The sequence below is a fragment of the Metabacillus idriensis genome (assembly GCF_009674765.1).
GTDB lineage: Bacteria > Bacillota > Bacilli > Bacillales > Bacillaceae > Bacillus_P > Bacillus_P idriensis.
The window spans coordinates 33,345-55,172 of the sequence record NZ_WKKF01000011.1 but is presented as its reverse complement, the minus strand read 5'-3'; the positions used below and the strand labels follow the sequence as shown (position 1 = coordinate 55,172).

The 21,828-nt window shown below is 40.8% G+C and carries 19 protein-coding genes and 1 riboswitch; of the genes, 3 read left to right on the top strand and 16 right to left on the bottom strand.

Going from position 1 to position 21,828, the window contains the following annotated elements:
• Positions 1 to 367: 367 nt before the first annotated feature.
• From GJU41_RS20535 to GJU41_RS20510, 6 genes are all read right to left on the bottom strand, one after another.
• A complete protein-coding gene (locus tag GJU41_RS20535; RefSeq protein ID WP_154319433.1) occupies positions 368 to 751 on the bottom strand; it encodes a VOC family protein in 384 nt (127 codons plus the stop codon).
• 199 nt (positions 752 to 950) lie between these two features.
• On the bottom strand, positions 951 to 1,445 hold the full coding sequence (locus tag GJU41_RS20530; protein ID WP_154319432.1) for a DUF2798 domain-containing protein: 495 nt from the start codon (positions 1,443 to 1,445) through the stop codon (positions 951 to 953).
• 254 nt (positions 1,446 to 1,699) lie between these two features.
• Complete coding sequence (locus tag GJU41_RS20525) at positions 1,700 to 3,043, bottom strand: ABC transporter substrate-binding protein (protein ID WP_224771475.1); 1,344 nt, start codon at positions 3,041 to 3,043, stop codon at positions 1,700 to 1,702.
• Complete coding sequence (locus GJU41_RS20520; RefSeq protein ID WP_224771476.1) at positions 3,040 to 4,647, bottom strand: response regulator transcription factor; 1,608 nt, start codon at positions 4,645 to 4,647, stop codon at positions 3,040 to 3,042. The genes GJU41_RS20525 and GJU41_RS20520 overlap by 4 nt, the downstream gene beginning before the upstream one ends.
• Positions 4,619 to 6,427, bottom strand: coding sequence for a cache domain-containing sensor histidine kinase (locus tag GJU41_RS20515; protein WP_154319429.1), 1,809 nt, complete (start codon positions 6,425 to 6,427; stop codon positions 4,619 to 4,621). The genes GJU41_RS20520 and GJU41_RS20515 overlap by 29 nt, the downstream gene beginning before the upstream one ends.
• A 593-nt stretch (positions 6,428 to 7,020) precedes the next feature.
• A complete protein-coding gene (locus GJU41_RS20510) occupies positions 7,021 to 9,435 on the bottom strand; it encodes an immune inhibitor A domain-containing protein (protein WP_070875800.1) in 2,415 nt (804 codons plus the stop codon).
• 263 nt (positions 9,436 to 9,698) lie between these two features.
• On the opposite strand from GJU41_RS20510, the gene GJU41_RS20505 reads away from it, so the two are divergent.
• Positions 9,699 to 10,016: a hypothetical protein gene (locus GJU41_RS20505; RefSeq protein WP_070875801.1), complete on the top strand. Its 318-nt coding sequence runs from the start codon at positions 9,699 to 9,701 to the stop codon at positions 10,014 to 10,016.
• A 69-nt stretch (positions 10,017 to 10,085) separates the two neighbouring features.
• On the opposite strand, the gene GJU41_RS20500 is transcribed toward GJU41_RS20505, so the two are convergent.
• From GJU41_RS20500 to GJU41_RS20485, 4 genes are all read right to left on the bottom strand, one after another.
• Positions 10,086 to 10,964, bottom strand: coding sequence for a 5'-methylthioadenosine/S-adenosylhomocysteine nucleosidase (locus GJU41_RS20500; protein WP_070875802.1), 879 nt, complete (start codon positions 10,962 to 10,964; stop codon positions 10,086 to 10,088).
• A 242-nt stretch (positions 10,965 to 11,206) separates the two neighbouring features.
• A riboswitch (purine riboswitch) is annotated at positions 11,207 to 11,310 on the bottom strand.
• Between the two features lie 245 nt (positions 11,311 to 11,555).
• Positions 11,556 to 11,801, bottom strand: a complete 246-nt coding sequence (locus tag GJU41_RS20495; RefSeq protein WP_070875803.1) for a hypothetical protein — start codon at positions 11,799 to 11,801, stop codon at positions 11,556 to 11,558.
• A 113-nt stretch (positions 11,802 to 11,914) separates the two neighbouring features.
• Positions 11,915 to 12,754: an MBL fold metallo-hydrolase gene (locus tag GJU41_RS20490; protein ID WP_070875804.1), complete on the bottom strand. Its 840-nt coding sequence runs from the start codon at positions 12,752 to 12,754 to the stop codon at positions 11,915 to 11,917.
• Between the two features lie 55 nt (positions 12,755 to 12,809).
• Positions 12,810 to 13,763 (bottom strand): TRM11 family SAM-dependent methyltransferase, encoded by a 954-nt coding sequence (locus GJU41_RS20485; protein ID WP_070875805.1) that lies wholly within the window; start codon positions 13,761 to 13,763, stop codon positions 12,810 to 12,812.
• Between the two features lie 135 nt (positions 13,764 to 13,898).
• On the opposite strand from GJU41_RS20485, the gene GJU41_RS20480 reads away from it, so the two are divergent.
• Positions 13,899 to 14,108, top strand: coding sequence for a hypothetical protein (locus GJU41_RS20480; RefSeq protein WP_083328146.1), 210 nt, complete (start codon positions 13,899 to 13,901; stop codon positions 14,106 to 14,108).
• Between the two features lie 156 nt (positions 14,109 to 14,264).
• Positions 14,265 to 14,675 carry a hypothetical protein gene (locus GJU41_RS20475; protein WP_154319428.1) on the top strand — a complete coding sequence of 137 codons (411 nt, stop codon included), beginning with the start codon at positions 14,265 to 14,267 and terminating at the stop codon, positions 14,673 to 14,675.
• Between the two features lie 74 nt (positions 14,676 to 14,749).
• Here GJU41_RS20475 and GJU41_RS20470 read toward each other — a convergent pair whose 3' ends face one another.
• From GJU41_RS20470 to GJU41_RS20445, 6 genes are all read right to left on the bottom strand, one after another.
• A complete protein-coding gene (locus GJU41_RS20470) occupies positions 14,750 to 16,195 on the bottom strand; it encodes a DEAD/DEAH box helicase (protein WP_070875807.1) in 1,446 nt (481 codons plus the stop codon).
• 162 nt (positions 16,196 to 16,357) lie between these two features.
• On the bottom strand, positions 16,358 to 17,467 hold the full coding sequence (gene menC, locus GJU41_RS20465; RefSeq protein ID WP_070875808.1) for an o-succinylbenzoate synthase: 1,110 nt from the start codon (positions 17,465 to 17,467) through the stop codon (positions 16,358 to 16,360).
• A 1-nt stretch (position 17,468) separates the two neighbouring features.
• Positions 17,469 to 18,278 carry a GNAT family N-acetyltransferase gene (locus GJU41_RS20460; RefSeq protein ID WP_154319427.1) on the bottom strand — a complete coding sequence of 270 codons (810 nt, stop codon included), beginning with the start codon at positions 18,276 to 18,278 and terminating at the stop codon, positions 17,469 to 17,471.
• 18 nt (positions 18,279 to 18,296) lie between these two features.
• Positions 18,297 to 19,415: an amidohydrolase gene (locus GJU41_RS20455; RefSeq protein ID WP_154319426.1), complete on the bottom strand. Its 1,119-nt coding sequence runs from the start codon at positions 19,413 to 19,415 to the stop codon at positions 18,297 to 18,299.
• 16 nt (positions 19,416 to 19,431) lie between these two features.
• Entirely contained in the window at positions 19,432 to 20,811 is a 1,380-nt protein-coding gene (locus tag GJU41_RS20450; protein ID WP_154319425.1) for a YjiH family protein, read from the bottom strand.
• Between the two features lie 24 nt (positions 20,812 to 20,835).
• A complete protein-coding gene (locus tag GJU41_RS20445) occupies positions 20,836 to 21,687 on the bottom strand; it encodes a MurR/RpiR family transcriptional regulator (protein ID WP_154319423.1) in 852 nt (283 codons plus the stop codon).
• Positions 21,688 to 21,828 lie beyond the last annotated feature (141 nt).

Here is a 21,828-nt window from a genome sequence, read left to right as displayed (position 1 = left end):
AACTCCTTAGTATATATTTTTGTTGCAAATGCAATAAAAATGACATACATTAAATTTAACCTAAATTTGTTGCATTTGCAATAAAAAATATTGATAAAGAGGTCGAATAAAGTGAAATATGTTTTTTATGTATTAGGAATTTTAATATTAACCCTTGGTATTCAATATAGAATACTTTATATTTTTCTTGTTCAACAAATCTGCCCGTTACTTTATTTTCATTACTTCACAATCTCTATCTGCAAGAAGAGCTTTAACTTAGTGTTAACACTTTAGTTGAAGAGGGTAGATTCCTGGTGAGTAAAACCCTACGGTAAATTAAAAAGCCGATCCCAATTGGAATCGACCAAACGTATTGAGTTGTTTTTTACTCACTTTTCTCCATGACTGCAAAATAGTTCTTTTCACTATCGGCAAAGTTAAAAACTCTCCCAGAAGGCATTTCTACAATTTCTCCGACGGTGACTTCTTTATTTAACAGGCGGCTGTGTAATTGATCGAGATTGTCTGTGAAAAACATTAAGGAAGGTGTCCCGAGATTTAGATCTGGCTGCATTTTAGAGATGAGTTCTTTATCATGAAGAATAATACTTGTTTCAGCCTCACTTGAAGGGGCTATTTCAATCCATCTCATTCCTTGACCGTTTTCCTCTTCAGAAATAACTGTGAATCCTGCATTTTCTGTCCAAAATTTTACTGCCTCATCCTGGTTCTTTACATACACCATGACCTGTCCAAGTTTCTTAATCATCCCTATCCACTCCTTTTATTTTTATAACAGAATTATGGGCCGCTTATCTTCTTCAATATTTTTTATTCAACAACTATAGACTTTTTCCTTCCTTAAATAACACCAGTTTTTCCTAAACAGAATGTAATTTATAATCCCCAATTCAAAAAGAAAGTGCATTTCTCCTTCTTGAAGAAATGCACTTATTGGCTGCAGAGCCCTAACTTATACTTCTGGATTCCACCATTCTTTGATCTTTATAAAACTTAGCAAATAGATAACGAACTAAAGGTCCCATGATGATGAGCTGCAGTGGGAAAGCAAATACGAAATTTTTAAACACGATGGATAAGTAGCTTTCAACTAATGATTTTTCACCCAGGCTGCTGTAAAAATAGGCAGTCCCTAATCCATAAAGAGACATAAAAGAAACCATGCCAACTATCATAAAAAATGAAATAGATAGAATGAATAAGATTTTTTTAGATTTGTCATATGGCAAAGAAAAAGCAAGTTTCTGAGCCGCTGGACCGACAATAAATAGCTCCAATACGAAAGCAATAATAAAACCCAGCATAAGTTGAAGAAGGATACCTTGAATGGGTACCATTCCTATCAAACCATTAATCATTAAATTATAAAACGTCATGACTATGACCATCCCCGCGCACATGATCAGTCCAAAATAAAAACTTTCTCTCTTCGTTGTTGGCAAATTACTTCATCCCTTCTTTTAAGTACTTCGCCATTATAGCGAAAAGGGATATCCTTTCATAAGTGACAATTTTGTGAATAATTCTCTTAAACTTAAGAAGAAAAAACAAATCCTCTTAACGAATAACGAATCCAATAGGCGAATAACCAGTCCCATTTATTTGGCAGGCTGGTTATTCCATGTGTTATTCATTTTAAATTCCTTCAAAAATGCATCATCCGTGTAAAATAGAATGTTTTGTGCAGCAACACCCTTCATTCCTTTACATCAATATCTTCTAAACCGCCATTAATTTTAGCCACAGCCTTATCAGCAGATGCTTTTACATCTTTTCCCCCTATGCCGATGTCTTCAAATAATTCCTTAAGAGCATCGCTTATGACCGGGTATGCCGGTGAAACGGGCCTGTTTTTTGAGTACTTTAATGCCTGCTGCACAAAGATATTTTTCGGATAGGCGGTCAGCTCAGGAAATGCTTTTGAGACGGAAAATCTCGCTGGCATGTCGCCGGTTATGTCGACATATTTTTTTGAACCTTCAAAGCTCGTCATATACTTGATAAACGCCCACGCCTCTTCCGGATGCTTTGATTTTGCTGAGATGCCGAGTGCCCAGCCGCCATTTGGAGTAACTTGATGGTCTCCTTTCGGCAAAGGAGCTATTCCAAAGTCCTCACCAAGTTTGAAATCTGGATAGTTCCGTTCGATTTCCTCAAGCATCCATGATCCCAGGACAGACATGCCCAGGTGTCCTGTTACAAATGGATCTGGAGGCATCTCTACAGTCGCCACTTTGTAGCGGTGATAGAGATCCTGATAAAATTGCAGGGCTTCTACCGCATGTTTTGAATTAAGATAACCCGTGGCAGTGGCTCCATCAGGACTGAGAACATCAGCACCGAATTGCCATAATAATGGCGTTTTAAAGTATGCTGGAGATTCCCCGTCGCTGAATCCCTGACCAGGATCAATTCCGTAGATTTCATTCCCGGGATCATTGATTTTCTTTGCAAGTTCCACCACTTCGCCCCATGTCATCGGATCAGCCGGGTCCTGGGACGGAAGCGGCAGTCCCGCTTTTTTAAACAGATCAATGTTATAAAATAAGGCCACACCGGATTCTGCAATGGGAGACAGATAGATTTCATCTTTAAATTTCATGCCTTCAAGTGTTGAAAAAGGAATATCCTCGATTTGCCCTTCTTCTTTCATTTCCTTGTCAATTGACAATAGCGCACCGGAATTGGCATAGAGTGCCAGGTTAGGACTGTCGATGGACATAATATCAGGCGGGCTTCCTGCCGCTATTTCCGTTCTCAGTCTTAATTCATAATCCCCATAAGGGATGGCATTCATGTTAATGCTGATGCCTGGATGGGAGGATTCAAAGGCCGAAATCAGTTCTTTATAAGCTTCATTTTCAAGCTTGGTGCCATAATTTCTCCAGAAAGTAAGTTCAATGTTCTCTGATTTCTCAGCGGGCAGCTGATTGTTTTTTTCCTCACCTGAAAACAAGCTTAATGATGAAAAGGCATAATATCCTGCTGCAAGGAACAGCAAAAGGATTAGTATAAAAATGATTACTCTTTTTTTCATCATCTTTCCCTGCCTGCCATTTCATCCAAGTTCAAAGCAGACTTCCGGTATTCTGCTGGTGTTTGTCCAACCTGTTTTTTAAAGACGGTGCTGAAGTAGCCGGAATTGGAAAAGCCTGTTAAGTATGCAATATCAATCACTTTCAGCTGTCTGTCTTTTAACAATTCGCATGCATGCTTCATCCGTACTTCCACTAAATAATCACTGAAGTTCTGACCGATATGGAGCTTAAAAAGTTCAGATAAGTAGGCACTGTTAATATGAAATTGCTCAGCCAAAGAGGTCAGCGTCACTTCATTTGCAAAATTCAGGTCCAAGTAGCGGCGGACATTTTCAACAATGGCTAAACCATTGGGCGAAGAACGAGACTTGCTTACAAGAAGGATGATTCTGTGAGCAAATGCCGTTACTTGTTCAATGACTTTTTCATGGGCAGTCAATTCCCCGATACTCTGCTGGCATGTCCACATCGTTTGATTAATTTCCGTTCTGTCCATATCATATTTCGCAGCAAGCGATTCAAGCAGCAAGAGAAGCCGATTGGCTGCAAACGAGAAAGACAGCATAGACTTGATTTTTGCTTCATTCAAAAAATCGAATATCAGCTTGCTGCATTCCTGTAAATTGCCGTTTTCAATCATGTTTGCTGCTTTTTTCTCCTGATCAGGCGAGAGTTCGAAAACCTCCTTATGAAGCGTTCCATCAATTATTTGTGATTTTGCGCAAGGATCACTCTGACTCCACGCGAGCAAGGAAGAAATATAGCCTGTTTTTAACTCCGTCACACTTAACGGTTTGCCCATTCCAATCACTGTCTCAGCTTGAAGATACTTTCTAACATAAGTTTGCACCTTTTTCACCATACTCGACGTTTCTAAAGGCTCCTTTTTATCTTTACAGTGAAGAAAATGAAGCATGTTTGCATAGCCCGCATCATAAAAGGTACAAGTTCCTTCATACTGATCGGCCATTTCTTTGCAGAGCATCCTAAACGGCAGCCAGAGCTCTTTTACTGAATATTGAGCTGACGCCCTAAGTTCAACAGTGAAGAATTGAACATGTTTTTCTTCCTCCGCAAGAAAGCCCAGATTGAGGTGCTGGAGTCTTTCTGCCGCAAATGGTTCAGACCATTCTTCCTTTACCAGCTGCAGCACATATTGCTCTTTCATTTCTTCCAGCTGTGTGTGAACAAGCCTGGACACTTTTTCTGATTCCACCTGCTTCTTTTTTTCAAGGATAATTTCATCCTTCACTCTTCTCAAAGCCTCTGCCAGCTCATTTGGAGCAACAGGCTTAAGCAAGTAATCTTTCACACCTTCAATAAGAGAAGATCGTACATAGTCAAAATCTGAGTATCCCGATAACACAATGACTTTTACATGAGGATATTCCCTGTGGCACCTCCCCGCAAATTCAATCCCGTCCATGACAGGCATCCGTACGTCCGTTATCACCAGGTCTGCCCTTGTTTCCTCCACTAATTGGAGCGCTTCCTTTCCGTTTGATGCTTCTCCTGCAATTTGGAATCCCTCTTCTTCCCAATCTGCTTTCATTTTCAGCCCTCTGCGGACTTGAATTTCATCGTCCGCTATAATGACCTTCATCATGTATATCCCCCTCATTTCCCTTTATACATAATGCAATGCTTGTCCCGGCTCCCTCTTCTGAATAGATTTCGATTGAAAAACGGCTGCCGTAAAAGAGCTTCAGCCTGCCAATCACATTTCTTAGGCCAATACTGCTTCCGCTGCTGTCCAATACACCCATCGTTTCATATTCTTTTTCTTCGGCCAAAAGCTGTGAAATCAACTTCTGGGACATGCCTATGCCATCGTCTTGTATCAATATGGTTAACTTGTTTTCTCTCCATTCTGTCCGAATCAGAATCTCTGCAGATGTTTTTTCCGCCAAACTATATTTCACCGCATTTTCAACAAGCGGCTGGATAATAAATTTGCAGATAGGAAAGGAAGCAGATGCTGGTTCCTCCTCAATTCTAAACGTAATAGCACCATCGTACCTCAGCTTCACTATTTCAATAAAATCCCGGATATAGGCAAGCTCTTCCCGTAACCTGACAATGTCTGTTTTGGTGTTTAATGAGTATCTCATCATTCTTCCAAGATAGATGCTTACATCCAAAACTTCCTTCTGTTTATTCTGCAGCGCAAGACTGCCGATCACCTCAAGAGTATTGTTCAAAAAGTGAGGATTGATCTGCAGAAGCAGTGCTTTATATTCAGCATCTTTTCTTCGGAGATTCGCCTTATATTCTGTTTTAATCAATTCATTCAGCTTTCTGATCGTATGATCAAAAACCTTGATCGCATACCCGACCTCATGATTATAGGATTTAATCGTCGGCATAAATGTCCTTGCTCCTTCAAGGTCTCCTTTTTCAACAAATTTCATCGCATTTGTGAGCTTTCCAAGCGGCCGGACAATATTTGAAGAAAGGACATAAGAGGCAAGGATCGTCAGCAGAAAGATCACTCCGCTGAAAATCAATAATTTTTGCTGCAGCCTGTCAATTTTCGCAAACAGCTCAGACTTCGTAATTTCGCTCACCAGCGTCCAATTGCCTATCTTCAGCTTTTGAAAAAAAACAAGATAGTCTTCATCGTTGTACGCTGTTTCTATTAATCCATTAAACTGCTTCATTCGCTGAATTTTTCCGAGACTGTTATTTAAAACGGGAGCCGGGGTCTCAATCCTGCCAAATAAAACGTTCTCTCCGTATTCATCCAGCAAATATACCCGTCCGTTTTCACCGAGTTTAATTTTGCCCAATGCCGTTTCAAGCAGCGATGAAGGAAAACTGACTTTGATGATTCCGGATAAATCAAGCATCTGCATATCAAAGAGAGGGATTAAATAACTGTTAACCTCTGTTTCCCTCATCAGCTGATGCAGCTGATACGGGTCTCGGTGATGGCTTACCCAGCGTTTTTCTCCCCTTGAAAATTTCTTGAACCAATCCGTTTCAGCAAGGAGCGGATTATCTCCCCAGGTTCCTGTACCATCGTTTAGAAAAACAGAAATGTCCATGCCATTTGAATTATTGATCATCATGGAAGAAAGCTGCATCTTCAGATGATTTTTAATCAGCAGCCGTTCAGCAGATTGGACAGCCGGATCACTTTCTGCATGCAGCCATTCCTGAGTTGCCTGATTGACCAGGACCTGCTTCCCTAAATCCTCTGCCTGCGAGGTGACCGAGTTAATATAGATGGAGTATTGCTCCATCATTTCGACTGTTGAATCCTTCGTCTGCTCTTCAATTACGGATGTAAACCAAGCCGGTATGAGAAGTGATAAAACAAGGAATGGAACGGTCAGGAGAATCGTAAAAATGATGAACAGCCGATTTCTAAGAGAATAAAACATGAAGCCTCCCGGTAACTTTTCAAAAGTTTCTGTTAGTTCTATTTTCTTACAGTATAATACAAACTTGAGTTTACTGGTTTGTCTTTTTATTAATAATAAATTTGGTAAACGTCAGAATAAAAAAATAAGAAATGAGGCTGTCCAGAAAGTCTGTTTACGCAATAAATGTTGTCCGTTCCTTTCCGCTCCAGGAACTTGCTTTCCGCGGGGAGGGTTGGAGCCTCCTCGGCATGCCTGCGGGGTCTCCAACTTCCCTCTAATTCCCGCAGGAATCAAGTTCCTTCCGCTGCAATCCACTCAAGATTTTTAACATGTAGTCTTAAAACAACAAAATTTATGAATAGAGTCTACATACTATAAATGATAAGTTAATTTGCACCCGCTTTACTGCGGTGGATCAGCACTCCCGCTGCTCCAATTAAAATCATGTTTGCGCCAGCAGCCGTGCAGGTATAGGTTTAAATTTCTGAATATTCAATACAAATTACACCTTAATATGACAATTCATTCCCTTCTTTTTTCCTATTAAAAAGAAATCTATGCATATATGAAAAAGGCAGCGTTCGAAAAACGCTGCCTTTCACTCATTATTCTTATTTGCGGATCCAAACGGCTCCTGCAGAGTTATCCTTCGCTTCGCCTACAACCTGGAATTTCAGACCGTAGTTAGGAACATTGCGTCCAGCGTCTGGAATAACTTCGTTCATGTATGATCTTGAGTCATCGAAGAATGTGACTCCTTTTAAGCCGTTGTAGCTGTATTCGCCGCGTGTCGGGCTGTCTACGTACCATGAGGCAGATTTGTCATATGAGAATGCTGCATCCGCGATTTGATAGCGTGTTGATTGTATTGTAGTCTGTTTGCCGTCAAGCAATCCGTATAATGGCTGAGGATGAGAGTCAACGACTCCAAGGAACCCTTCACCAGGATGCACGCCAACCCAGTTGTCTGAGTAGCTGTCATCTGCATACCAGACGAGCATGCCTGTATTGTATTTAGGTCCGCGGGAGAAAGCTAAAGCTTTGTCAGATCCAGCATAGTTTCTCCACTCCAGGTAGTAATGGTGTTTAGCAAAAAATGTTCCGTTAAATGCTTTGAAGCCGTCTAATGTAAATTTAGGTGTGCCTTCTGCATCGTCGCTGAATACTTGTTCGCCATCAGCAGTAAGAACTGCATTGTCTAAAGCAAAACCTTCAGGTGCAAGGCCGCCGTCTGTTGAGTATTCAAATACCAGTTTTACTTTTTTGCCGGCAAATTCGCTGAGGTCATAGGATTTGTCGATCCATGCTCCATTAGTTTTTCCTTTAGTTGCGTCGCCGTCAGAAACATCGCCGCCTAAGACTTCAAGAACTTTAGTGCCTTCCGCTGTTTCTGCACTTACAGTCAAGTAGTCACATGCACAGCCGTACTCAATGTCATAGTTTGCTTTGTAAGTGAATGCTGCACTTGTTTTTCCTGTTAAATCAAATTCAGGTGTTTCCATCACAGTGTGAAGGTCATCGCCTTTTGTACTGTGATAGTATTTTTCGCCAAATTCAGGCTGAATTGTACTTTTCACTTGTTTTTCAGGAAGGTTTACTTTCACGATTCCCGGATTGTTTGATTTAGTGACACTTTGATCGAGGAATGTCGCTGTTCCTTCAGCTGACACATCTTTATAATCAATTTCCTGGATGTTGGCCCAGTTTCCGCCCATAATTGTTTGGAAAAATTCTTTGTTTTGCGGGGAGAAGCTTGTCGGTTCTGTTCCCGCTGTTTGGCCATTCCAGCTGCCTCCGCTCATGATTGACCATGAAGCAACAGGCTCGCCGTTTCCGCTGTACTGCGTGTCATATTCATCAGGAAGACCTAAATCATGTCCGAATTCATGTGCGAATACGCCGACTGCACCATCTTCAGGCTGGATTGTATAGTCATAAGCAGCCATTGCTCCGCCCCAGTAAGGTACTTCTGCTTTTGTACCTTCAACTTTATATACCCCGTCCAATGTCCAGCGGTGAGACCAGATTGCATTATTGCCCAATTTGCCGCCGCCAGCTTCTTGTCCAGTTCCTGCATGTACAATCATAAGATGGTCAACAAGTCCGTCAGGCTCGTTTTGATTGCCGTCTCCATCTAAATCATATAAATCGAACTCGTCATATTCAGCTAAGTCCATTCCAGATGCAGCTGCAGCTTTAAGCGTTTCTTTTACAAGATCACGAGGTCCAAGCGGCGCCAGGTTGTCATGGCCTCCTGCTGGATTGTCGTCTCCATAATCAGCTGCTTTGCCCGGAACAGTCAGCCACTCCGAAACAGTGCCGTCTACTGTATAGCTTCCGCCTGATTGCTCTTCATAATATTGCTTGAATGTCGGTACTTTTTTCCCGTCTAACAGCTGAAACGGCTTGTCCCCGAACAGCATTTTTTCATAATGCTCTTTGCTGAAATCTTTTGAATACATGTAGCCTTCTTCTTTAACGATATTGTTATGTTTGAAGTCTTCGAATTCAACAAGTAAAATAAGCACCTTGTCTTCTCTTACAGCACCATTGTATTTAGCCTTCTGCGCTGGTTTTACATTCACAAAGCCGTCTTTTTTGCTTTTCGCAAGCTTTTCATGGCCTTTATTTAATTGCTTTGTCAGCTTTTCTTTCTGCTTTGTTAAGAAATCCTTTGATTTCTTGTCGATTTCCAGTTTTGCATCGTGATTATCTTCATGGAGATCAACTGTCGGTTTTTCGCCTTGCTTTTTCTCGATATATTTTTGCACGGCGAAAGCGACTTCCTTGTCACTTGCTTTTTGTGGAATGAGTCCTTGTTTTTTCAAGGCATTTGCCAGGCGGTCCTCATTGATAATGTTTAGATCTATTGGTGCTGACAACGCTGTTTGAATGTCTGTTGGTACAGGTTCTTTCGCAAATGCAGCTGGCGCGAATAAGCTTGCGACCAGACTCGTTGCTAGAAGTGATGTTCCGAATTTCTTGCTCCACTTTGCCAATACTACCCCTCCTATTTGTAAGAACATGTAGAATTTTCTGTTTTTTCTACATATTTAAAGATAGCATAATCTGGATTAGATAGAATTGACCTTTTCTCCTATAATCGGAAAAATTTTACTGGAATAATAGATCAATAGGAATATGACTAACCTGTTCTATTCAGCCTATAAGCCTGGTGCAAAAGCAGGGAAGAAGGACGATAATCCCCGAATTACCCCCACAAAATAGTCATAGGTGATAAATAGTGTATTGAGATACATAGGCAATCAAGCTGCTGAGGAGGGGAAATATGGAATCATATGTGAAAGATTCTCTGCATGAATGGAAAGAGGACATGCTGAAACAAAAGAATGAAATCGACGCAGAATATGACAAGGTCAAAAGCGAGCTTCAGCTATATTCCTATAAATTCGGAATTACAAAGCAAGTGATTCAATCTACTATAAATGATGAAATCATAAACAATATCAAAACAACCTATCAAAAGCCATTCGAAGAAAAATTCAATGAGCTGAAGCTTTATATAAAAGAGCTGGAGGAAAAGCGCAGGGTTTATCAGATGTTTGTAGAGAAGATTGAGAAGGTCAGCGAGTCTGAAGAGAATTAACGATTTACAAAGAAAAGGACCAGTGAATGGTCCTTTTCTTGATCTATATTCACTTAAGTCTGAACTAATTTACTTACTCTTGATATCAGATATATACTTTTTAACAACTTCATAAACATACTCTTGATTTGCTGCAGCAGTATCAGGGTTATATTTACCGCCGTTTACTTTATTATTAGATAGTACACGGATACCAAGGAAGGCTACATCATAAGCTTTGGCAATTTGTGCGGCAGATGCGCCTTCCATTTCTTCTACAGACGAACCATACTTAGTATGAAACCATTTTATGCGGTCAACTTCATTATTCCATACGTCTGCAGAGCCTATCGTACCTTCAACAATTTTACCTTTTGTATATGTATCTTTGACAGCATTAGCAGCTGTAAGTAAATCTTTATCTCCCTCATAGAAACGCGGCTTTTCAGCATTAGGATCTTCTCCTGCACTTCCTTCAGAAGCCATTAAGTCCATAGGTTTCCAAATCGTCGGATCAATTCCTTGATTTTCATCCTTATCTGCTGTTTTTAAGGCGCCCAAGTTTACCGTTCTTTTCCCAAGCACAATATCAAAAACGTTTAAATTCGGATCATGTCCGCCTGAAGTCCCTTGATTAATTATTGCAATTGGATTGTATCTTTCGATAGCCACCGCCGTAGCAGCTGCTGTATTTTCCATACCCTTGCCTGTTTTTGCAACGATAACTGGATATTTGTCCAGTTTTCCTATGTAAAATATAAATGTCCCTGATTTTTCTTCTTTAACATCTTCTAACTTTTTTGCGAAATTTTCAGCTTCGATTGGCATTGGCCCTTGAACAAGAATAGGTCTTTGATCATCTTTTTTAGCAGCTTCAGACTGGGACGCAGAACTGCAGCCAGCTAAAACTGTTAATACATATATGGTGATAATCGCTAAAGCATATTTTTTCAGCTGTTTGATTTTCATTCATTCTCTCTCCTTAGTGTGGCTCATCTGATTGTATTTCTGCAGAATTAAATATGTAATCCTCCTTATTTAGTCCAACTCGCTTTTTCTGCTTCCGTCTCAATATGATCTGAATGCTCGTGGTTCTGACAAAAAAAAGAGGTCTGGAAAAAGCAGAATGATTTCTACCTTCTAGACCTCTAAGTTAAAGTATGGAAAATCCAGCAAAATAGACACTTCTTGCCAAAGCTAAAAAAGCTGAACAGCCTAATACTTTAACTCGTAGTCCAGTTCTTTCAATGGGAACCAGGTAGAGACACTCAGACCATATTACTGAGGATATACGAGTAATAATATATAAATTAATTACTTTGATAACATAACAAAATAATGATAGATAATCAATAAAAATACGAATATTAAATAATAAAAATTTCATATCATTCGCTTTATCAACGGTATAATAGACATTAGTTAAAATTAAAGATGATTAAATATAACTAATCCCGAATTTTATCATTTAAAAAAACGTTTCCTGTTATATGAATTCAACAAAAATATGGATTTGAAAAGGCGCTTCCTCTTTTAAAAGAAACGCCTTCCTTTCATTAATCACTGCTCCTGCATTCCAATAATTACATAATATACCGCCCCTAGAAAAAGCAAAGCGCTCATAATTAATGGGATTGTGCCTATCTCTATTAGAGCTGTACTATACAAACCGAAACGAGAGTCAAATCCTCCTCCGATGTCAGGAGCCGATAAATAGAGTGAATAAACTGCTGCTGCGACAAGTGTTAATCCAAACAGCACAGCACTTGATATGACACCCAAGCCGCCAATGACTATTTTCTTCATATCCTTCTCTCCCTAATCCAAAGTAAGACTATGTATCTATTCCATATTCAGGTAAAATAACCCTGCTTTTAAAAAATAAAAAAGCAGCCGGCGCATAGTGTGCCGGCTGTTGCCTATTGAAGATATTTTCCATGATCAGGCATGGCAAGCTTTTCAAAATCCCTGCTTAATTCGGCAAGGCCGTGTCTCAGCTCTTCGCCTGACATTGGCAGTCCGTGACCAGTAATGGCAGTGGATGGCTTCAAAGCTTCCAATGTTTTCACTGAGTTCCAGGCAGCATGCCAGTCGGTTGTGTAATACCTTGGGGGACCTGAAAGTTCCTGCTTCTGAGTGAACACTTTATAGAGTGAATCCTGTCTGACTGTGACGAAGGCATCTCCTGCGATCAATGTACGGTCTTCTTCACGATAAAAAGAAACATGGCCAGGCGTGTGTCCAGGCGTATGGATCCATTTCCATTCTGGCAGTCCTGGAATCTGTCCATTTTCTCCTAATGCTTGAACATGATCAGTTAAATTGATGGCATCATTCGGAAAAAGCCGTGACATCTTGGCAATCAATCCGCCTTCAACACTTCCATCCGGTTCCGGATAATCTTTTTGACCGGTCAGATACGGCAGTTCCAGTGCATGAGCGTAGACAGGCACCTGCCACTGTTCAACGAGTTCAATGATGCCGCCGACGTGATCAAAGTGCCCATGTGTCAGCAAGATTGCTTTAGGCGCCATTTCTACCCCCGCATGCACTTCAAAAGCTGATTTAATCGTGTCTGCCGAGTGCGGCATTCCTGCATCAATTAAATACCAGTCGTCTCCGCTTCTCAGGAAAACAACATTTACGATTTGATTCGTATAGCAGTAGACACCCGGCAGGACATCAAATTCCAGTCCGCTTGCAACAGATGTCATCGGCATCCATTTGTTCTCAAAGGAGCTCTCCATTTGGTCACTCATTGCTGATACCTCCTATGTATGGTTCAAAGAGTTAGTATCCTCAATTTGTATATCTTTATTCACAAACCAGAATCTGTCTGCTGAACATCTGTTTTCTCACTGTACAGCGGTCTGCAATGCGAAACCCTGCCTCTTCAACCATGTGATCCATCGTTTCACTTGTCACAACCACCGTTTTATCCGCAATGCGGCGGGCATGTATTAAGATAGACAGCTGCTCATCAGGTGTAGCGTGAGTATATAGGTTATAGGGCATATCAATAATGGCGACATCATACTTGCCTGTGATTTCTGATATCGGTGCTGTTTTGACGTCACATTCATAGCCAAAATGAGCGATATTTTCTCTGGAGCCGTCTGTCACAAGAGGATTAATATCGCGTCCCACAATATTAATGCCCATGGATAAAGCTTCTACTAAAACGGTTCCTATTCCGCAGCACGGATCGATCGCTTTTATGCCAGCAGGATTTGGCACAGCAATATTGGCAACTGCTCTTGCAACCCTAGTGCTAAGTGCAGTGGAATATTCACGCGGTTTTTTTAAATGATGCAGCCAGACCGGTTCGCTTTTGCGGTACTTTCCGAAATACCAGCGCCCGCCATGAGTTGTCAGGCCAAACGTCTGGTCCGGATTCCTAACATCTGCTTCTGCTTTGAATGGCCAGCCAACCTGCCTCTCCATGTTTCTGCGCTCCTGATAGCTGATTTGCTTGTGATCTTCAAGATCATTGATTTTCAGAAAAATAATCTTAAACGTATCCGTTCCGATATCAATCTGCTCAACCTGCTTTACAATCTCAGAAAGCTCGTCTCCCTCATAGATGACTTCGAGTCTCTCTTTCATGAAAGGACTTCTGCTTGGATCTATGCCAACTTCACTTTTCAGACTGAATCCATCGGGCTGAAAGCCAAAAAAAGAACGCATTTCCAAGTGACAAAGGGACAGCTCCTCTTCTGTACATGCAAATGTATATATAAATGCCGGTTTTCGGCTAAGTTTATCCAATCTATTCCCATCCTTTAGCGCTTTAAAATATTCTTCCTATCAAACCATATCTGTATTCAAAGAGAAATGCAATTGTCCAGATGGGTAATTTCTTCTTTTTGAGCGAATGATACATTTAAAAGGAGGCTGATTGTCTTGAAAAAGCGAGAACGAATCGAAAACCAAGAAGACGAGCGAACTTCAGAGGGTCTGAACCAGATTTTTGAGATCATTAATGCAAAAGGTGATGAAGGAGAATTAAAAGAAATCACAGAAACTCCTGATGACCATTTGTTATGCAGTGATGATTTGTTTGACCGCCAGCTGTTTGCGATTGTGGATGATACGGTTCGTGATGATGAATAAATTATAAGCACGGGTTTAAATGATCACCTCATTTAAACCCGTTTTTATTGAAGCGTTTTTTCCACAGCAGCATATGATAATTTATCCTGCACTTCAAAATAACCGCCTCTATAAAAACAGATTTCATTCAATTTTTATTCATAGGAGGGGAAACGATTGTCATCTCCGGGCACAAAAACAACTCACAAGATGAAAAAATTCGCAGTTAAGCTATTCTTTCCGTGTATTGTCATTATGTTATTATTTCTTTCTTTCTCATTCGGCAAAAATTCAGCAACTGCTGATTTATCAGGTGAAATACTTAATTATGACAAACTAAAAATAGTCATTGCTGAAAACCAGTCAGAACTAGATGATATCCAAAAGAAAATCAGCGATAAGCAAAAAGAGTATGATGAATTGATGGGTATCATAAGCGAAAAAGAGAAGTTTGAAAATCAATATATGACTGCAAAGGAAAAATTGGCAGAAATGAACGAGCACCTTGCAGAATTAACTAAAAAGATTGAAGCAAAGATGAAAGAATTAGCCTCTCTTGAAGGTGAAATAGCCGATAAAAAAGATTAGTGCTTTTTTATTTAATGAGCTATATAAAAAAGCGAAAGACCTCTAAAAACAGGACTTTCGCTATTATTATGCTATTATTTATTCGCTTCGTGAACTTTCAGAAGCTTGCCTTTAATCGTTGTATTTCTCATTGCCTTCAAAACGATTGGACCTTTTCCATTCAAAATCTCTACATATGAAACGTTATCCTGTATGGTGATGATTCCAATATCACCTGCTGTCATTCCGGGAATCTTGGCGATTGTTCCGACAAAATCGACTGCGCGTATTTTCTTTTTCTTGCCTCCGTTGAAGTAGAGCTTCATAATGCCTTTGTTCAGCTGGGCACTTTTATCTTTTTTAATTTCAGGACGAGAAGTTATTTTTGCTTCGAATGCACCTTTTGCTTCAGTAATATCCTCTCTTGTTGGCGCCAGTGTTCTAGGAATTTCAAAACCGATATATTCTTCTATTTCAGACAGGAATTTTTCTTCGTAAGGTGTAACAAAAGTTATCGCTTTTCCTGTCTTTCCTGCCCGCCCTGTTCTGCCAGTCCTGTGAACATAGCTTTCTTTCTCAAGCGGCAGGTCATAGTTAATGACATGTGTAATATTATCAATGTCGATTCCTCTGGCAGCTACATCGGTCGCAACTAAATAACGGAATTTCCCTTTTTTGAAATCATTCATGACAGCAAAACGATCTTCCTGATAAAGACCGCCATGAATTTTGTCACAAGGATAATTTGCGCGGTCTAATTGCTTAAATACAGTATCAACCTGCTCTTGTGTTCTGCAGAAGATGATGCAGCTGTCAGGGTTTTCTACTACTGTAACAGCTTTAAGAAGCGAAAACTTCTCCTCTTCTCTTACCACAACTAATGAATGCTCAATTGATGCAGTCGTCAGCCCAGCTGCTTTTATCTCAATTTCCACTGGTTTTTTCATATATTTATGACAGAGATTTTCTACATCCTTTGGCAGAGTAGCTGAAAAGAGCATCGTGACTCTGTCCGTCGGCAGCTCTTCTATAATCGCTTCTACCTGGTCGATGAACCCCATATTCAGCATTTCATCCGCTTCATCAATAATCAGATATTGCAGCTTTTCTAAAGCTAGGGTTCCTTTTTCGATATGATCAAGTACTCTTCCAGGTGTTCCGACAACCACATGAGTTTTCTGCTTCAGTTCTAGTTTTTGTCTGTCAAATGGCTGTTTACCGTACACGGCGGCCGCTTTTATCCGTTTGAACCTGCCGATGTTCGTGATATCCTCTTTTACCTGTGCAGCGAGTTCCCTTGTTGGTGTCAGAATTAACGCTTGAGGCTTATTTTCCTCCCACTCGGCCATCTCACAGAGCGGGATGCCAAACGAGGCCGTCTTTCCGCTTCCTGTTTGTGATTTTACGACAAGATCCTTCTTTTCTAAAGCCACAGGAATCACTTTATCCTGAACTTCTGTAGGCTCCGTATAATTCAAGCTATCCAGCGCGCTCACAATTTCCGAACTTAATTTATAGTTATTAAAGCTTTTATGACTCATTTAGCAACCTCATTTTTTCTTATGTTTTTTCAAGTATTTAACGCATGAATCATCATTATACTTGAAAAGAAGAGATGAGCGGGATAAATATTGGTTTTTGATTTTGAGAAACATAAAAAACAAGAAAGGCTTCCCTCTCTTGCTTATCTTGTGATGCCTTAATTAATAATGATAAAAACGGCTGTATGAAGTAATGTTCTCGATTTTTTCCATGTCCGGTTCATACCCGATACCCGGACTATCAGGAACATAAATGTACCCATCTTTCATTTCCACTTCCGGTGTGATAATATCCTTCTTCCAATAATGTGAGGAAGGGGCTGTATCTCCAGGCAGAATAAAATTGCTCAGGGACGTTATGGCAATATTATGAGCCCTTCCGATTCCCGCTTCCAGCATTCCGCCGCACCACATCGGAATGTTGTGACTCTCACATAAGTCATGAATTTTCAGGGATTCTGTGAGTCCGCCGACACGTCCTATTTTAAGATTGATAATCCTGCAGCTTCCAAGCTCAATCGCTTTTCTGGCATCTTCTGCACTATGTATGCTTTCATCCAGACAAATAGGCGTTTTGAGCTCGGCCTGAAGTCTCGCATGGTCAACGATGTCATTATGATCAAGCGGCTGTTCGATCATCGTTAACCCGAATTCGTCGAGTGCTTTGAGATGGTCTATATCGTTCAGCGTATAAGCGCAGTTTGCATCGGCCATCAGCTGAATATGCGGAAATTCCTGACGGATTAATTTGATGATTTCTACATCCCAGCCCGGCATAATTTTCACTTTAATCCGCTTATAGCCGTCTTTTAAGTAACCTTCAATTTGTTTTAGCATTTTCCCCTGAGATTGCTGAATACCAACACTTACTCCAACCTCAATTTTATCTTTTACACCGCCGAGCACCTTTGCTAAAGGCATGTTTTTCTCTTTTGCATAGAGATCCCATACAGCCATTTCAATCGCCGCTTTGGCGTTATAGTTTCCTCGAATTTTCTTATATCGCTCTGACACCTCATCAGGATGACTGACTGGCTCCTGATAAAGAAGGGGAATCAAATGATCGCTCATCATATGCCAGTTTGTTTTGACTGTTTCTTCATTATAAATTGGCTGTGTAATCGAAACAGATTCTCCAAAGCCTGATAAGCCAGATTTCGATTTCACTTCCACTAAAATAATATCCTTATCTTCTTCAGTTCCGACACTTGTTGTAAAGGGATGCAGCAGATCCATTTTAATTTGTCTGAGGATAATGCTTTTAATCTCCATTTCATCTTTCCCCTTTCACTAAGAGGTATAGGTACTGCCCAATGTGCTGATTGTCTCTCACTAAATCGGAGACTGCAAAGCCCTGACTCAAATAATGGGAAAACACTTCGCTTGTTTTCTCTCTCCATTGTTTAGCAATCTTGAAATCTGCCTTTTTGATTTCCTGAAATTGTCCAGGCACTGGGACGAAAATATGCGGACTATTCAGTGTCAGGTCTGTTTTCTCCGGAAAAGGAAAATCGTTTTTCTCACATGTATAAAGAGCATATGGAATATTTGCTTGTTTCGCGTATTCACTAGTTGGCTCATTCAAATGCCATTCAACCAAAAAACGATCTGTCGATATCCCGGCATTCAAATTATCTGCCATTTCCCCGTAAACATTAGGAATATATTCCGTGGCAATAGCTCCAAGCTTATGTAAGTTTAGATTTCCGTTGATGGTTTCCAGCGGATCATAAGTCCAGGTGATCAGGTCATATCCCATCTCCAGTGCTGTTTCTTTTTGAGCGATTTTCAGTTTTTCTCCGATTCCAAATTTGCGGTAATCCGGATGGATGCCTAAGCTGTGGGAAACGAGATACACTTTTTTCCCGTCATACCCCGGAAAGCTGTATTGAAAGCCAATGAGCTCCGTTTTAAAAAATGCCCCCAGAATAAAGCCGCCGTTTTTCACTGCAGCTACACTTTGATTCACAGGCACAGCATCCTCCATACTCCAGATCATTGCTTCAAGGCGCTTGACTTCTTCCAATTCATTAATCGATTGAAGATTGCGGATAATCATTGATTCCTGCACTTCTTTTTTCAAAAAACTTCTCCTCCATGTTTACCATGGCTGCTGATCTGCCTCCAGCACCATTTGTGTTAAAATCTTTGTGCCATAAATTAAAGCTTCTTGATTAAACTGCATCTTTGGGTGATGCAAACCTGGCTTTAATCCGCAGCCGAGTCCGATCATTGTCGCTGCAATTCCCGGATTTACTGCGGTGTAAAAATGAAAATCCTCTGCCCCGGGAGATACACATGCCTCTACAGCATTCTCTTCGCCAAGAATGGAGGTGATCGCTTTTCGTGCAATCTCAATCGCAGAAGAATTCTTTACCGCTGCCGGTGAATATTCCTCTGCCTTTGAAGTGATTTCTGTTTCGGTTAACTCTCCGGTCGTTGAAATCGTATGCTCCGCTTTCTTTAGAAGCATTTCCATGGTGTCATTCGATTCTGCTCTCAAATCAAGGGTAAAGCGAGCGTTCTCAGGGATGGAATTGGAGGCTTCTCCCCCATGCAGTTCCGTTATTTTAATCGAATAATGATCAGCTGCATTCAAGCGAATTTGGCGTATCGCCCCGATTAACAGGGCTGCGGCTTCAAGCGGATTATTTCCTAGTTCTGGTCTTGCGGCGTGAGCAGGCACCCCTTTTATAACTCCTTTTATACTTGCAGTTGAATTATGCAGAATAACGGGTGCGGCTTTTCCATACGGAATTTCCATCACTGGGCGCACATGGATGCCGCCAAGAAATTTTACATTCTGAAGTACGTTGTCCTCTATCATTTTAAGTGCGCCCGCCGCCTTTTCTTCTGCCGGCTGAAAGATAAAGCGGACCGTATGCTTCGGCTTATGTTTTGAAAGAGCCAGTGCAGTAAACAGAACCATTGTGCTGTGTGCATCGTGGCCGCATGAGTGGTTAGGCTTAATCTCGCCGTCCACTTCCTGAACCAGGGCATCCATATCTGCCCTGAGAGCGATAATATCCGACTTCTCACCCTCAAGATCTGCGGTAAAACCGAAATGCCCTTCATAGGTTTGGACATTTAAGCCTGCATTCACTAGTTTTTCTTTTATATACTGGGAGGTTTTTTCTTCCTCCCAGCTGGGCTCGGCAAGCTGATGCAGCTCCTTGTAAGTTTTTAGAATTTCTTCCTTATGTTCGTCTGCAAAGTTCATCGTGTCTTGCCTCCTATCAAAAAATCATATGAGCGAATACTACTATAATAGGCAGTGTAATTAACGTTCGGATTAAGAAAATCAAAATCAGATCAAAAATAGTGACCGGAAGCTTTGAACCAAGCAGTAAACCGCCTACTTCAGACATGTAAATAAGCTGTGTAACAGATACACAGGCAATAATAAATCGTGTCATTTCGCTTTCAATCCCGCTGCCGATTACTGCCGGCAAAAACATATCCGCAAATCCGACCACCATGGTTTGAGCTGCTTTATCCGCTTCTGGCACTTGCATTAAAGTAAGAATCGGCTCAAAAGGTTTTCCCAAATAAGTAAAAAATGGAGTGAATTCTGCAATAACCAGCGCCACCGTACCAATAGCCATGACGATCGGCAAAACCCCAAACCACATATCCGCGACATTCTGAACCCCCTCTTTTAATACAGCACGAGGTCCTTCATTCTTTTTTGCTTTAGATACAGCTTGCTGAAATCCCCATTTGAAGATGGAAATGTCAGGAAGCATTTCAGTTTCTTCTTTAAGATCCGTTTTTTCATAGCCAGTATCTGCTTTTCTTGAAAGCGGCGGTATGCGCGGCATGATGAGAGCGGCAGCAAGTCCCGCAACAACAATCGTTCCATAATAATGCAGAAAATACTGTTCTAATTTCAAATAGTTAATAACAACGATTGTAAACGTGATGGAAACAACAGAAAAAGTTGTCGCAATAACTACGGCTTCACGCTTCGTATAATACCCTTCCTCATATTGCTTTGTTGTTAATAAAACCCCAATTGTCGCATCCCCTACCCATGAAGCCAGGCAGTCAAGTGAAGCTCGGCCAGGGAGCGTAAACACAGGTCTCATGATTTTTAAAAACAGAGCTCCAAAAAACTCCAGCAATCCAAAGTTTAATAGAAGCGGCAGCAGCAGTCCTGCTAATAAAAATGTAGAAAAGAGAATCGGAATCAAATCATAGATTAAAAGACCTCCTGTATTCTCTGAAAAGATTATTTCAGATCCTATCTTATAGAAGGTGATTACCGCAAAAACAGTTCCGAGAACTCTCGCCATCAGCCAAAATGGGCTGACGTTCAGCAGCGTATTTAAATAAGAACTTTCTGTTATAAATTTCGGCTTCATAACTGCAGCAGCAAGTGATCCTGCTGTGGAAAGAACCATAATTAAAACAGTTATAGCTGGAATAAAATCACCTATGTACGAGTTAATCTGTCCGGCTAAAAAAGCAACCGGAATGGTCATCCCGTCTTCCGTCATAATTGGCAATATAAATAAGAAGATTCCAATCAGTGAAGGAATTAAGAATGTTAAAATGTCTCCTGCAGGAAACGTTTTGAACTCTGCTTTTTCATTTAATTTCGGCACTCCATTCATCTAGACCCACCCCAATGTATGTTTTCACTCTAAAAATAACCCCTGATCCGTATAAAGCTGTTCTAATTTTTGCTGTCGAATGCTGATTCTGTCGCGGTCCCGATGTTTAACACCTTCCATAATCACTTCCAATAAACTGACGACAGATGCTATGGAATGATGACCCGAATCTGCCTTTTCCTCAGTTGTCAGCGTGATTTCGGCAAGCTGGCCAACAGGAGATAGCTGCCTATTTGTAATGGCTATCACCTTTGACCCTTGTGCTTGAGAGCATTTCGCAAGCTCAAGGGCTTCTTTTCGGTACCTTGGAAAAGAGAAAATGATCACCGCAGAATGCTGATTCAGATCGTGAATTTCTTCAAGGGAGAATCCTGCCGGACTTGAAATCGCAACATTTCCCCTATATTGCTTGAGTGTGTAATGCAGCCAGCAGGCAGCTCCGTAGGAACTTCCAAACCCGCCAATGTAAATACGGTCTGACTGGATTAATTGATCCACCGCCTTCCAAATTTCATTCTCATCGATTTGCATTAATAATTGCTTTAAAACAGATGCTTCTTTATCAATAATCCCGCTGAATAAGTTCTTTTCCTGCTGTTCTTGTGATAGTGAAGGAATTTCTTCTGCCGGCTGTTTTTTTTCCAGCCAGTCCCTGCGCACGGCCTCCTGCATGTTTGAATAGCCTTTAAAACCTAATGCATAGGCCAGACGAATGACAGTCGTCTCACTCACACCCGCTTTTTTCCCTAATTGAAAAGCAGTAAGCAATGCCCCTTCATCCTTATGAAGAGTAAGAAATTCAGCTGCTTTTTTCTGTCCTTGCGACAAAGAAGAATAGTTTTCTTTAATGATTTGTGAGATTGATTTTGATTTCATGTTGTCTCCTTTTTGTTCGCATGAAGGAAAAACTTCTTTTTTCTATTATAGTAAATCTTATCCTTCATATTCAATCATTATTTTATTATTCTGAAATTAATCCATAAAAAATACGGCAGATTTCCCTTTGGAAGATCTGCC

What these genes read in the sequence shown, in the direction of transcription:
- GJU41_RS20525 (WP_224771475.1), bottom strand. Translation starts at nt 3,043, where the DNA reads ATGATGAAAAAAAGAGTAATCATTTTTATACTAATCCTTTTGCTGTTC.
- GJU41_RS20470 (WP_070875807.1), bottom strand. Translation starts at nt 16,195, where the DNA reads ATGAGTCATAAAAGCTTTAATAACTATAAATTAAGTTCGGAAATTGTG.
- menC (WP_070875808.1), bottom strand. Translation starts at nt 17,467, where the DNA reads ATGGAGATTAAAAGCATTATCCTCAGACAAATTAAAATGGATCTGCTG.
- GJU41_RS20495 (WP_070875803.1), bottom strand. Translation starts at nt 11,801, where the DNA reads ATGAAGAAAATAGTCATTGGCGGCTTGGGTGTCATATCAAGTGCTGTG.
- GJU41_RS20450 (WP_154319425.1), bottom strand. Translation starts at nt 20,811, where the DNA reads ATGAATGGAGTGCCGAAATTAAATGAAAAAGCAGAGTTCAAAACGTTT.
- GJU41_RS20505 (WP_070875801.1), top strand. Translation starts at nt 9,699, where the DNA reads ATGGAATCATATGTGAAAGATTCTCTGCATGAATGGAAAGAGGACATG.
- GJU41_RS20445 (WP_154319423.1), bottom strand. Translation starts at nt 21,687, where the DNA reads ATGAAATCAAAATCAATCTCACAAATCATTAAAGAAAACTATTCTTCT.
- GJU41_RS20535 (WP_154319433.1), bottom strand. Translation starts at nt 751, where the DNA reads ATGATTAAGAAACTTGGACAGGTCATGGTGTATGTAAAGAACCAGGAT.
- GJU41_RS20500 (WP_070875802.1), bottom strand. Translation starts at nt 10,964, where the DNA reads ATGAAAATCAAACAGCTGAAAAAATATGCTTTAGCGATTATCACCATA.
- GJU41_RS20455 (WP_154319426.1), bottom strand. Translation starts at nt 19,415, where the DNA reads ATGAACTTTGCAGACGAACATAAGGAAGAAATTCTAAAAACTTACAAG.
- GJU41_RS20510 (WP_070875800.1), bottom strand. Translation starts at nt 9,435, where the DNA reads ATGTTCTTACAAATAGGAGGGGTAGTATTGGCAAAGTGGAGCAAGAAA.
- GJU41_RS20520 (WP_224771476.1), bottom strand. Translation starts at nt 4,647, where the DNA reads ATGATGAAGGTCATTATAGCGGACGATGAAATTCAAGTCCGCAGAGGG.
- GJU41_RS20515 (WP_154319429.1), bottom strand. Translation starts at nt 6,427, where the DNA reads ATGTTTTATTCTCTTAGAAATCGGCTGTTCATCATTTTTACGATTCTC.
- GJU41_RS20490 (WP_070875804.1), bottom strand. Translation starts at nt 12,754, where the DNA reads ATGAGTGACCAAATGGAGAGCTCCTTTGAGAACAAATGGATGCCGATG.